The sequence below is a fragment of the Pseudoalteromonas sp. P1-9 genome (assembly GCF_001399975.1).
Classification (GTDB): domain Bacteria; phylum Pseudomonadota; class Gammaproteobacteria; order Enterobacterales; family Alteromonadaceae; genus Pseudoalteromonas.
Window position 1 is genome coordinate 38,799 of sequence record NZ_LKBD01000008.1, and the last position, 13,351, is coordinate 52,149.

The window sequence follows — 13,351 nt, forward strand, 5'->3', positions numbered from 1 at the left end:
TGGCAAATAATCGGTAAGCTGCTGTCGATAAAAATTAACAAAATATTCACGGGAAATTATGGACAAGCTAAAACTATCTCTCTTAGCTGCTGGCCTATTTGCGGGCGCTGCGCAGGCAACGATTGTTGAGGTTCAAACAACACAAGGCAACTTTCAAATAAACCTGTTTGATGAAACTACACCAAAAACAGTTGAGAACTTTCTAAAGTACGTTAACGACGAACGTTATAACGAAGTGGTTTTTCACCGCTTAATAACGGACTTCGTGCTGCAAGGTGGCGGGTACACTTATGAAAGTAGTAAGTTTATACCTATCGATACCTATGGTACTGTGGTCAATGAGCCAGTTTACTCTAATGTACGTGGCACTATTGCGATGGCAAAAATTGAAAAGAATACAAATAGTGCGACAAGTCAGTGGTTTATCAATCTTAAAGATAATAGTGGCGATCTAGATCTACAAAACGGTGGTTTTACGGTATTTGGTCAAGTAATTGGTGAAGGCATGGATTTAATTGACCAATTATCAAATTTTGAGTGTAACACGGTACCTTTAATAAATACGACCAATGATGAGTGTACTGACCTTAAAAATGGTAATGCATCGCTTGGTGCTGAACGTTTAATTACCATCGAAAATGTTACAATTATTGATAGCAACAGTGACACCGCAAGTGATTTAACACCAAAGGAAAATACCTTAATAAAAGAGCCACCAAAGCCGCCAGTAACGTCGGATGATTCAGGTGGTAGTTTTGGCGCATTATTGGGCTTAATGGCGAGTGCGTTAATTTGGCGACGCAAGCGCAAGCCTATGTTAGCGCGCTAACGCAAAATCTCATTTGTTGACAAACCGTTACAAATAATACAATTAAAGTATTGCATTTAATCACTGCTTTTTTATAGTGGAATAAATGTATATCAAGTCACTTAATTGGCTAATCATACTAGCGGGCTAAAGTTATGCTTTTGCATTTCATTTACCCAATGCGCTAGGTGATTACTTATTGAGTAGAATTGGTATTAAAAAACGCTCTATGACAAGACACTAGAGCGTTTTTTGTATTTATAACTCTAGGGAACCATTATGAAAAAAGCACTTAGCCTAAGTGCATTAGCACTGGCTGTTTTAGTTGGCTGTAATGCAACTAACCAAGCTAATACCTCTTCGAATAGTCCAAATCTTTACGCAGAATCACTGGTTGTTAGTCCGAACGATAACCGCGAATACAAAACATTAAAATTAAGCAACGAAATTGAAGTTGTTTTAGTGTCGGACCCAAGTGTTGATAAATCTGCTGCAGCACTCAGTGTGGGGGTTGGCTTATTGCATGACCCAATGACACAACAAGGTATGGCGCATTATTTAGAGCACATGTTGTTTTTAGGCACCGAACGTTTCCCTGATACTAACGAGTATTCAGAGTTTATGACCAAAAATGGTGGTGCTCATAACGCATATACGTGGTTAGATATTACCAACTATATGTTCAAAGCGAATAACGATGCATTTGAAGAAGGACTTGACCGTTTTTCTGACTTCTTTAAATCACCGAAGCTTTACCCTGAGTATACCGACAAAGAAAAGAACGCAGTAAACGCTGAATGGTCAATGCGCCGCGAGCTTGATTTCTTTGGTCAGTTTAAACTAGCTCGTAAAATGATGGGCGAACACCCAGCAAACCGCTTTTTAATCGGTAATTTAGAAACCCTTGGTGATAAAGAAGGCAGCAAGCTACACACCGAAACCGTTGCCTTTTTTGATAAATACTATTCATCAAATATTATGAAAGTAGCCTTACTTAGCAATAAACCACTTGCTGAGATGGAAGCGCTAGCAAATAAATACTTTTCAGATATTAAAAATAAAAATATTGAAAAGCCGAGCGTTACAGCGAAAGTTGATTTAACGAAAGTTGGCGGTAAAAAGGTATTTTATAAGCCAAACAAAGACGTTAAACAATTAACACTCGACTTCACAATTGAAAACAACAGCGACCAATTTGCGCTTAAACCAAATCGTTTTCTGTCATACCTAATTTATTCAGAAATGCCGGGCACACCCGCTACGCTATTACGTGAAAAGGGTTGGATCTCAGATCTAGGTGCTAATGCATCGCCTTCACATTATGGCAACTATGGTACGTTCTCAATTGATGTAACGTTAACCGATAGTGGTATGGAACACCGTGATGAGATTGTTGCTATTATCATGCAGTACATTGACCTTATTCGTGAAAAAGGCGTTGATAAAAAGTACTTTGATGAAATCAGAACATCACTTAATAACCAGTTTAAATTCTTAGAAAAAGGCGATGAATTTGGTTATGTATCTAACCTCGCTGGCGCAATGCAAGTTTATCCAACGAACCATGTGATTAATGCACCATATTACTATGGTCAGTTTGATGAAAAAGCAATTGAACAAGTGCTAGATCAACTTACACCTGAAACGTTAAAAATTTGGTACGTAAGCCAAAAAGAAGAAACCGACAGTACACTTCATTTCTATGATGGTAACTACCGCATTGCTGATATTTCACAAGACGAAATTAACAGTTGGAAAGCGCCAACAAACGTTGCTATGAACTTGCCTGCAGTAAACCGTTTATTGCCAGAAAGCTTTGATTTAAAAGCCGCGAGCGATGAAATTAAAGAGAAACCGCAACTTGTTCACGATACTAAGCATATTAAAGTATGGCAGTTTGCGAGCAAAAACTTCTCGCACCAGCCAAAAGGCATGCTGAAAGTGTATATTAACAACCCAGCAACGCTTACTGATATGGACACGGCAATTCTATTATCGGTTTGGCAAGACCTATACAGTAAGAACGTTGTTGCATTGAATACAGAAGCAGGTGTGGGCGGTATGTCTATGAGCCTTTCTGATTCAAATGGTGTTGTATTCACTGTAAATGGTTTTACCGACAAACAAAGCGAATTAATTGTAGCCGGTATGAACGAGTTACGTGTTGCGCCAACTGAGCTTGAGTTTAACCAAGCGAAAGATCGTTTCTTACGTGCCGTTGCAAATAAGAGCAAAAACTTCCCTTACAGCCAAGCATTCAATGCGTTTTATAAAGTAACGAGCCAAGGCAGTTATGAAGACGCTGCATTGATTGAACGTGCTAAATCGCTTTCAATTAGCGACTTAAACAAAGTAATGCAGCAGGTTCTTACTAATAACCAAGTACGCGTATTTATGTTTGGTAACTACGACCAGAATGACGTGAAAACCGTTGTATCTAGTCTTGAAAAAGCGCTACCTAACGAGGTGACAACAACGCAATACGCGCGTGCGAAAGCGTGGTTACCAAAAGCTGGTCAAGTATTTAGCGTACAACGTGATATTGACGTAGCCGATGTAGCCTTAGTTGATATGCATATGCACCCAGTAAAAGGTAAGAAACAAGAAGCGCAAGGGCTTGTTTTACAAGGTCACTTTAGCAATAAAGTATTTGATAAATTACGTACCGAAGAGCAACTGGCGTACGCAGTAGGTGGTTTTAGCACCACGCTTGACGACTATGTTGGCTTTGGTATGTATATTCAAACACCAGTTAAAGGCCCAGGTGAAATGCAGGCGCGTTTCGATGAATATAAGCTTGAGTACAAAAAAGAGCTCGATGCAATTAGCGAAGAGACGTTTGCGCAACTTAAAAATGCGGTTCTGATCAAGCTAAACGAGCAGCCGAAAAACCTAGGTGATGAGCTAAGACCATACTTGTCAGATTGGTATGAAGAAAACTTTGATTTCAACTCAAAAGCTGAGCTGATTAAAGAAGTAGAACAAGTAACACTTGCTGATGTTAAAGACTTTTACGCAAAAACGGTACTTAATAAAGATGCAGCGCGCTTAAATGTGCAAATGCGCGGTACTAAATTTGCGGACAAGGCATTTGGCAAAATCGATAATCAGACGATTATTTCAGATTTTACAAATGCAGGTCAGGTACTTGATTATCAAAAGTAATTGATAGTTCTTTGTGAAAGGCGAGCAAATGCTCGCCTTTTTTATGCGTCACAATTGTTCAATATAAACTCAATATTCGCGTCACATTTGCTTCATATGCTGAACTTAAAACAGCTTTATGGCCAATGTTATGATCCATGTCGACCAAGTAATCGCAAAACAATTTCCGCAACTTATAAATAACTCTTTGCTTTATAAATCAAGCAGCAAATTATTAAAAAATTTAATGCACGAAGGAGATTTTCATCAATTTGAAAATGATTTTCCGCATTTATCAGGACTTGATTTTGTAGAGCAAGTACTTGATTATTTTGATGTTAGTTATTCGGTGCGAGATAGCGAAAAGCTGCATATTCCTGCATCAGGACGTTTGGTGATAATCGCTAATCACCCAATTGGCTCGCTCGATGCATTGGCACTGATTAAATTAATTAGTGAAGTGCGTAGTGATATTCGCGTGATGGCAAACCAACTTCTTTATAGCTTAGCGCCACTACAAGAAATGTTAGTGCCAGTTGATAACATTAAAGGCACAACCAGCAAAATTACTGTTAATCGCATAAAAGAGCATTTGAGCGATGAAGGTGTGTTGCTGATCTTTCCTGCTGGCGAAGTATCGCGTTTAAGACCAACAGGGGTGCGCGATACCTTTTGGCAAAAAGGCTTTTTGAAAATCGCAAAAGCGTATCAAGCGCCCATACTGCCAATGCATGTTGATGCTAAAAATTCCCCCATGTTTTACAGCGTTTCAATGCTTTATAAACCGCTTGCGTCGTTCTTGTTAGTGAATGAAATGTTTAAGCAACGCAAACGTAATTTTCCTATACGCATCGGCGCGCTTATTCCCTATAGTGCGTTTGCTGATTCACCGCTTCACGATACGCAATTAACTAAACTGTTCAAAAAACACATTTATGCTATAGGTGACGGTAAACCAGGCTATTTTCAAACTGAAAAATGCATTGCCTTGCCAGAGAATAAAGCAAATTTAAGCCGCTTAATTCGTGAAAAATGTAAACTGCTTGGTGAAACCCATGATGGAAAAATGATCTACTTGTATCAGCATGGTGATAGCTGCGTAATTATGCGTGAAATTGGCCGCTTACGTGAAATCGCGTTTCGTGCGGTGGGCGAGGGCACAAATCAAAAGCGCGATATAGATAAATACGATAGCGATTATTTACATCTGATTTTATGGGACAAAGACGAATTAGAAATTGTCGGCGCATACCGTTTTGGACGTGCTGACATTTTAACACAAAATGCTAAAAGCGCTGGGTTATACTCGTCAACGCTTGTGAATTACAAAGACGAAATGGCACCTTATTTTGCAAAAGGACTCGAACTTGGTCGCAGTTTTGTGCAGCCAAAATACTGGGGCAAACGCAGTTTAGACTATTTGTGGTTTGGTATAGGCGCGTATTTGCAGCATCACCCTGAAATTCGCTATCTATTTGGCCCTGTTAGTATAAGCGGCACGTTACCTGAACCTGCAAAAGATCAGCTGGTAAGCTTTTATTCCCATTACTTTGCGCATCAAAGCACATTAGCAACATCAAACAATCCGTATCGCTACACAAACACGAATGAATTGCCAAATTACACAAACGACTACAAAGAAGACTTCAAAGCACTAAAAAGCACATTGGCAGGGCAAGGTGTGGCGATCCCCACTTTATACAAACAATATACCGAGTTGTGTGAGCCTGGTGGCGTTAAGTTTTTGTGCTTTGGTGTTGACCCAGACTTTAACAATAGTGTTGATGGCCTTGTTTTAGTTGATTTAAATACATTGAAACAAAACAAACGAAAACGTTATTTAAATCAGTAGATTTACCTGCAGGAATATGTCAGGTTAATAAGAAAACAAAAAGGGTTTTGTTGTGATATCTGTTATTCCTCTTTATGCGGCGCTGCTAGGCTTAATTTACATTTATTTGAGTGTGGCAACGCTAACGCGCCGCAAAAAAATTCTCGTCGCGTTAGGCGATGGCGGCGACAAACTGCTGCAAAAGAAAATGCGAGCGCACGGTAACTTTCAAGAATACGTACCAATTAGTTTAATATTAATCGGATTTACCGAATACCTAGGTGCTGCATCACTGTTTGTTCACGGATTAGGTGTTGCACTGCTTGTTGGGCGTATTTCTCATGCCTATGGTGTCAGCATGCTACATGAAAAATTAGTATTTCGTGTAACAGGCATGGCATTAACCTTCTCATCTATTTTGCTTAGCAGTATCGCAATACTCTATCTTTTATATCGTTAATAAATCGCTTTAAAATTCAGTGAGGTTAGTTATGGCTAATAATCAGTATACGCCGCCAAAAGTGTGGCAATGGCAAGCGGGAAACGGCGGCAAATTTGCTAATATTAATCGTCCCGAGTCAGGTGCGACTCACGATAAAACCTTGCCTCAAGGAACACATCCGCTACAACTTTACTCGCTTGCTACGCCAAATGGTGTAAAGGTAACGATTCTGCTCGAAGAACTAATTGAAGTGGGCATACAAGACGCTGAATACGATGCGTACTTAATTGATATTATGGAAGGCGAACAGTTTAGTTCAGGTTTTGTTGAGATTAATCCTAACTCTAAAATTCCTGCGTTGCTCGATACCTCCACATCACCAGCAACACCAGTGTTTGAATCAGGCGCTATTCTGCTTTACCTCGCCGAGAAATTTAATTGCTTTATTCCGCAAAATGCAAATGACAGGGCGAAATGTTTATCTTGGCTATTTTGGCAAATGGGCAGCGGCCCTGCATTAGGTGGCGGGTTTGGTCATTTTTACGCGTATGCACCTGAGCCACTGGAATACCCAATTAACCGATTTACTATGGAAGTAAAACGCCAATTGGATCTACTAAACAAACACTTAGCAAACAATAAATACATGTGTGGTGACACATACACAATTGCTGATATGGCAATTTGGCCGTGGTACGGTGTTTTAGTGCGTGGTGATTTATATGACGCTGCTGAGTTTTTAGCGGTAGATGAATACCCACATTTAAAGGCATGGTCAGACCGCATATTTGAACGACCAGCGGTGCAACGTGGCCGCAGAGTAAACCGCAGTTGGGGCGATGAAAGTGAGCAATTGCACGAGCGCCATAGTGCGGACGATTTTAATTAAACCGTAAAGGCCAACACGCTCTAGTTATATTTAAAATAAAATTGTATATTTTATTTATTGTTCAGTTGTAAGGATAAATGTGAAAAATATCGCGCTACAAGAATTAACCACTGCCGATGCTGAATTCATTTTTAAGTTAGTAACGCAAGCGAGTTTTAGAGAGCACATTGGTGATAAAGGGGTGTATGACCTAACCAGTGCTGCAAAACACCTTGAAGAGAAGTACATTAAGCCCTACCAGCAATATGGATATGGGTTATGGGGTATAAAAGATCTCGACCGTGATTGTTTTGTTGGCGTATGTGGTTTAGTAACACGCCCTGATTTTGATATTCCTGATCTTGGCTATTCGTTACTTGATGAGTTTACAAAGCAAGGTTATGTGGCAGAAGCCGCGCGCAAAACCATTGAACGTGCCCGCAGTAAACACGGCTTTGACACATTAAATGCCATCACTTCACCCACTAATAATGCGTCAATTAACGTGCTTGAAAAACTTGGCTTTAAGTTTATTAAGCAATTTGAACTTGCCGGTTATGACGGGGTTTCTAACCTTTATCAATTAGCGCTTTAAGCTCAGTTGCAACCGCGTTGTTGACATTGTTCCATGCGCTATTTAACGCGCTAACAAGCGGGCCGTAGCCGTCATCGTTAAGCGATACAGCTTGATTAAAGCCTTGGCTATACACGATAGTGGCCGAGGTATGCTCAAGTTTATATACCGTCACTATGCCCGCTATTACACCTTCGCCGTTTTGATTCGCTTGAAACTTAGTCAGATAATAATCTACGCGAAAGGTTGGTAACGTGGCATTAATTGCAGATTCTAACTGTAGGGGAATAACACGGCTTTGCGACAACTGGTTATCCAGATTAACCACGCTTGCTTGCAGTAACAATTCACTGGGACTGCTGCTCCACAAATGGCCGTTGGCGCTTTGAATTTGTAGTGGCGCAACCTCAACAGCAATACCACGATTGGCAAGATGCCCGGTTAACTTAGGGTTACTCACGATAATATTAGCGCGCGCTTGTTTGCCTAATTTACTTGGCGCAAATTCGCCACCATCAAGCTGGTAATAACTAATAGTGTCAACTTGGCTGCTACACCCGCCCAATAATAAAAAAAGAACTGAAACCAGTAAAATACGCATTGTGTTATTGTTTCCTTGGGGTTGGATCGGTTGCCAATTGTTTATCAAAAATAAACATATTAGGTTGCTCGTTTAAGCCTTTTGACAACGGCTGCAATTGCTCTGCTAATTGTTTTAACTGATCAAGTGTGCTGTTTAATTCGTGATAAATAGCTGAACCTTTTTCGTAATCTGACATGGTTTTTTCAAACTGCAACATGGTTTCATCAAATGTTGCCATCGATTTTTCTACTTGCGCTAAGGTTTCATTAAACTCATTAGGCAGAGTTTGCGTGTCTTTACGATTTAACAGTTCGCGCAGTTCAACGGCGAATGTGTTGTATTCGTTCATTGTTTTATCAAAGCTATTTAGCGGTGTTTGCATATCTAAATTATTAAACTTCGCTAGTAATTCCGATACTTGGTTCGCCATTACGCTAAAGCCACTAGAGGTACTTGGAAACACTTTTAAACCAGCAAATTCAGATTGCTGAAATGGCTCAACATCTTGGTATAAATCAAAATCAATATAAATTGAACCGGTGAGTAAATTACCGGTTTTAAGCGATGCTCTTAAGCCTTTTTCAATCCAGCCATCCAAGCTATTTTGCCAGAACTCTTTGGCAATTTTGGTATCGTGGAAGATACGCTTATATTCAATTTTAATCTTAACCGGTACAGCCGTACTATCAGTTGAAAAATGGGCAGGGCGATTATCAATCACTAACATCGCTGGTGCTTCTTCAACAGTACCAATACGAATACCGCGATATTCAACTGGTGCGCCCGGTGTTAGACCGCGAATTGATTGCTCAAACTGAATAACATAGTAATCGTATTCGTCGTAGCGATGTTCTAACGCTTTTTGGTAATCGCTGTTTAGTCTAAACGTTTGGTTTTGCTTAGCTAAAGCATCGGGTTTTTCGCCCTCAGGAATAGCAAACGAAATACCGCCTTTAAGCATTTTTGCAAGAGAACTGGTTTTAAAATTAATTCCATCCGCCGACAGGTTAACTTCAATCGCTGAGTTCACCCAAAACACCACATTCTCTGTGACTAGATTTTCATAAGGAGAGCGAATAAAAATGCCATAGCGCATAATTTGCTGTTGCCAATCAAACTTAGCAGTTTCAACTTGTCCAACGCTGTAGCCGTTATAATAAATTGTGGTACCAACATCGATTACATTGGTATTCTTACTGGTAAGCAAATAGCGCTGACCTTTTATGTTATCGGGAATTTGGGGCGGCGTATCTAGTAGCGTAAATTGACGGGTTCTGGCATCACTTTCACCCGGTAAAAATTCAAAATAAACACCCGACAACAAAGTGTTTAACCCTGAAATACCGGTTTCGTCAATGCGTGTTTTAACAATCCATATTTTTGCGTCTTGATTAAGTAAATGCTCGTAATCTTTGTCAATTACCGCGCGTGCAACAACTGTGGTTTGATCTTCAGCAAGGCGCACTTGGGCAATGACACCCATTTTTACACTGCGTACTTTAATTTCTGTTTTGCCGGGGATCACGCCTTCTGCATTTGGCATGGTAATGTAAATGGTCGTGCCTTGGCTTTGCTGGTATTGATAAAACATCCAACTTGCTACAAACACGGCAATAAGTGGAATGATCCAGATAGGTGAGAGCGTTCGCTTTTTACTAATAGCGGCAGTAGGGCTCATTCAGAAAACCTCTTTTTATCCCAGATTAAACGTGGGTCGAATAGTTGCGCAGCAATCATAGAGGTGATCACCATAATTGCAAAAAAGATTGCACCAACACCAATTGTTATCGACATTAAAACGCCTAATTGTACTAATGAAACTAAAATAACCACAACAAACACATCGATCATCGACCACTTGCCAACTAGCTCTATTAAAACATAAGCACGTGCTGCTTGTTTTCTACTAATGTGTTGTTTTTTTGTAACTAAATAACACAGCCAAAATAATACAAACAATTTACCGATAGGAATACAGATACTGGCTATAAAAATAATGATAGCGATTGGGTACGAGCCAATCTGCCACAGTGTAAAAACACCATTAAGAATAGTGGAAGGTTCGTCAATTGAGAAAATCCAAGTGTGCATTATAGGGAAAAAGTTCGCTGGTATATAACAAATTAGCGACGTGATGGTAAATGCTAAAACCCATTGAATATGTTGTGTATTGCGTACCGACGTTTTGCTATTACAGCGCGAACACGTATCTTCGTAAGTTAATAACTGACAAACATGACACGCCCGCAAATTTTGATTTTTAGCGCGTGAGCCTAAGCTTTCATCAATTGCTATTTTGTTTTGGTCGGCGAGTTGTAGCCACAAACTATGGCTGTCGTAATAATATAGTGTGAGCGAATAACACAGCACAAAAGCGGAAAACGCCCAAAAACTTAAACCAAAGGTAATTTCAGCCATTGCCATAATTTTAATCATGCTGATCAGCACACCAATTAGGAATATTTCCGACATAACCCAAGGTTTTAAGTAGTAAATAGTTTTTAAGCAAAATCGCGAAAGCGGTTTAGGTAACACATACAAAGCCCCCATATGAAGCGGTATAAACAGGGTTAACAACACAAAAGGCAAACCAATAATGGTGATATCAATCAGTGCAGCGACGAAAAAGTTATCTTGATAAAACAATATTTTTGCCGCGTCTAGCAAATTGATGGTTTGGCTTAATCCTTGGTTGCTAAACGATATAAACGGGTAGAGTAAGGCGCTAAATAGTAAGATAAGTGACGCGATACTAAGCGCAACCACTTTTTGAGCGCGCGCGTTAATTGTGCGGCTTAATAAGGTATGACAATTTGGGCAATAGGCATGCTCCCCATGGCTGAGCGTTGGGATACTGACTATTTGATCGCAGTGATGACACGCGAGTTGTATTTCCATTCAGGTGCTTACTTTGTCTTGTTACTCTTTGATTTTCTTATATCCTTGATTGTAAGGCAAGAAGTTGTGCTAGGATATTTGCTCTAATAACAATAAAAGAGTACAACCATGGCGCAATCAATTGGACTGACTAAACGGCTGCTGTATCGTTGCTATCACATGGCGTTACGCCTTGCATTGTTTGTTTATCCTATTCCACGACCTAAGTGCTTTAAAAGCGCACAACTTGATAGTTGGCTTGCTGAACTAAAACAACAAGGTATTGAACGTCTATTGGTGGTTACCGACAAAACTTTGCTTACGCTCGGTATAGCAGCACCTGTAATTACTGCCCTTGAAAGTGCCGGCATTCGCACCTCTATTTATTCAGATATTTTACCTGATCCTGATATTTACGAAATTGAATCGGGTTTTACGCTTTATACACAAGATAAGTGCCAAGGCATTGTTGCAATTGGTGGTGGCTCGGTGATTGATGGCGCAAAACTAATCGGGGTGCGTGCAGCAAAGCCGCATAAAACACTCACGCAATTACGTGGCTTGTTTAAAGTGGTGCGCCGTTTACCACCGCTAACCGCAGTGCCAACTACCGCAGGTACAGGCTCAGAAACAACAGTTGCAGCCGTGGTTTCAAATCGCAAACAACAAGACAAATTTGCAATTGCAGATTACTGTTTAGCGCCAAAATACGCGTTATTAATGCCTGAATTAAGCAAAGGCTTACCGCCATTTATTACCGCCACAACCGCTATGGATGCGTTAACACATGCTATAGAAGCATTTATAGGTATTAACGGCACGCAATTTACTAATCAAAAAGCGTTAAGCGCATGCAAACTCATTTTTGAGAATTTTCCATTAGTAATTCAAGAGCCAAGTAATATTAAGGTACGAGAAAACCTGCTAAACGCATCCTTTTATGCGGGCGAAGCGTTTACCCGCACATCGGTAGGGTATGTGCATGCCATTGCTCATCAACTTGGTGCGAAATATCACGTCGCCCATGGCCTTGCTAATGCCATCTTGCTGGATGTGGTGTTAACGGAGTATGGCGAGACAATACATGATAAATTGGCACTTATTGCTGATTATTGTGATCTAGGTGATAAAGGTGATAAAAAAATTGACGACCGATCACAAAAAGCGATGCTGGTAATTGAAAAAGTACGTGAATTAAAAGTATTGGCGAATCTTCCAACCAAAGTAGATGAGCTTGATGCTAAGGATATCCCAGATATAACAACCGCAGCGATGAAAGAAGCACACCCTGATTATCCTGTACCAGAATTTTGGTCAAGCAATCGGTTTGACCACGTTTTACAGCAAGTTTTAGCGTAAAACTCGGGGTACTCTTTATATTGTTATTTGTTTTAGGGGGATATGTGTTAGGTGGTGAGCGAAGAGAGGTTGTTGAATAAATTACTCCGTACACATACAGAACTCTTTGTTGTTAGAAGTAAAAAACTAAGCCTGTTTTTGTAACTTATAAAATGTTAATTTTCAAATAACTAGCTAACTAATAACAACTAATTATTAGTGTTATAAATCGCTTTAGAATGTAAACAGGCGAAGTTGCGGTAGAAAAAGAAGCAACTTGCCTCTTAATAAACAGTTATACCGCAATTAATCATCTAACCTTTTCATGGCTTTACGGTAAACATCGCTACGTTCGCGTTTCCCGACAGCTAAGACGGTTACAATGATGACATCGTCTTCAACTTTGTAAACGAGACGGTAGCCCGATTGACGCAACTTTATTTTATACATGTTGTCAGCTCCAGAAAGCTTTGAAGCCGGAACATGTGGGTTATCTAAGCGCTCGATTAGCTTTTTCTTAAATTGTTGTTGCAGAGTAGAACCAAGCTTTGTCCACTCTTTAAGTGCGCTCTTTTTAAAGTTGAGTTTATAGCTCATCAATATTTACCGAAAGGCTCTCTTCAGGCTCACGCTCTTTAGCGATAGCTAGTAGTTCAAGATCTTCAAGTCTGTCCATCATCATTTCGTACGCTTCGGCAGGTACGCAATAAAATGCTGGTTCATTTCGGTTTAGTACAGCAACAGGTTCGCCGTAAGCGCTAGTTGCAACTTTCATAGGGTTAGCTTTCAACTCAGTAATGCTTGCAGCAACATCGGCTAAAATTCTAGTGGTCATATAATAGGTCTTATAAATGGTCTTTATATTGGTCATTTTAGCCTTAATCAA

12 protein-coding genes are annotated in these 13,351 nt (G+C 40.0%); 7 read left to right on the plus strand and 5 right to left on the minus strand.

Translation table 11 applies throughout. The features are described 5' to 3' along the window. Nucleotides 1-58: 58 nt before the first annotated feature. The 6 genes from AN214_RS07560 (at nt 59) to AN214_RS07585 (ending at nt 7,688) form a co-directional block, all read left to right on the plus strand. Complete coding sequence (locus tag AN214_RS07560) at nt 59-829, plus strand: peptidylprolyl isomerase (protein ID WP_054979161.1); 771 nt, start codon at nt 59-61, stop codon at nt 827-829. A 258-nt stretch (nt 830-1,087) separates the two neighbouring features. Further along, the gene (locus AN214_RS07565) at nt 1,088-3,973 is read left to right on the plus strand and encodes an insulinase family protein (protein WP_054979162.1); all 2,886 of its coding nucleotides are present in this window, start codon (nt 1,088-1,090) and stop codon (nt 3,971-3,973) included. A gap of 130 nt (nt 3,974-4,103) precedes the next feature. Beyond that, nucleotides 4,104-5,804, plus strand: coding sequence for a lysophospholipid acyltransferase family protein (locus AN214_RS07570; RefSeq protein ID WP_054979230.1), 1,701 nt, complete (start codon nt 4,104-4,106; stop codon nt 5,802-5,804). Nucleotides 5,805-5,856: 52 nt separating this feature from the next. Beyond that, entirely contained in the window at nt 5,857-6,243 is a 387-nt protein-coding gene (locus AN214_RS07575) for an MAPEG family protein (RefSeq protein WP_054979163.1), read from the plus strand. A 31-nt stretch (nt 6,244-6,274) separates the two neighbouring features. Further along, entirely contained in the window at nt 6,275-7,114 is an 840-nt protein-coding gene (gene yghU / locus AN214_RS07580) for a glutathione-dependent disulfide-bond oxidoreductase (protein WP_054979164.1), read from the plus strand. 79 nt (nt 7,115-7,193) lie between these two features. Then, a complete protein-coding gene (locus tag AN214_RS07585; protein ID WP_054979165.1) occupies nt 7,194-7,688 on the plus strand; it encodes a GNAT family N-acetyltransferase in 495 nt (164 codons plus the stop codon). Here AN214_RS07585 and AN214_RS07590 read toward each other — a convergent pair. From AN214_RS07590 to AN214_RS07600, 3 genes are read right to left on the minus strand one after another with little or no spacing between them, the layout of a single operon-like run. Beyond that, nucleotides 7,663-8,268, minus strand: a complete 606-nt coding sequence (locus tag AN214_RS07590) for a membrane integrity-associated transporter subunit PqiC (protein WP_054979166.1) — start codon at nt 8,266-8,268, stop codon at nt 7,663-7,665. The two genes, AN214_RS07585 and AN214_RS07590, sit on opposite strands and share 26 nt — an antisense overlap. A 4-nt stretch (nt 8,269-8,272) precedes the next feature. Then, nucleotides 8,273-9,928 carry an intermembrane transport protein PqiB gene (gene pqiB / locus AN214_RS07595; protein ID WP_054979167.1) on the minus strand — a complete coding sequence of 552 codons (1,656 nt, stop codon included), beginning with the start codon at nt 9,926-9,928 and terminating at the stop codon, nt 8,273-8,275. Beyond that, a complete protein-coding gene (locus tag AN214_RS07600; RefSeq protein ID WP_082428522.1) occupies nt 9,925-11,148 on the minus strand; it encodes a paraquat-inducible protein A in 1,224 nt (407 codons plus the stop codon). Before AN214_RS07600 ends, pqiB begins: the two co-directional genes overlap by 4 nt. 108 nt (nt 11,149-11,256) lie before the next feature. Between AN214_RS07600 and AN214_RS07605 the strand changes: the two genes are divergently transcribed. Continuing rightward, complete coding sequence (locus tag AN214_RS07605) at nt 11,257-12,486, plus strand: iron-containing alcohol dehydrogenase (protein WP_054979168.1); 1,230 nt, start codon at nt 11,257-11,259, stop codon at nt 12,484-12,486. Nucleotides 12,487-12,771: 285 nt separating this feature from the next. On the opposite strand, the gene AN214_RS07610 is transcribed toward AN214_RS07605, so the two are convergent. After that, nucleotides 12,772-13,062 carry a type II toxin-antitoxin system RelE/ParE family toxin gene (locus AN214_RS07610; RefSeq protein WP_054979169.1) on the minus strand — a complete coding sequence of 97 codons (291 nt, stop codon included), beginning with the start codon at nt 13,060-13,062 and terminating at the stop codon, nt 12,772-12,774. Continuing rightward, nucleotides 13,052-13,300, minus strand: coding sequence for a type II toxin-antitoxin system Phd/YefM family antitoxin (locus AN214_RS07615; RefSeq protein WP_054979232.1), 249 nt, complete (start codon nt 13,298-13,300; stop codon nt 13,052-13,054). The genes AN214_RS07610 and AN214_RS07615 overlap by 11 nt, the downstream gene beginning before the upstream one ends. Nucleotides 13,301-13,351: the final 51 nt, after the last annotated feature.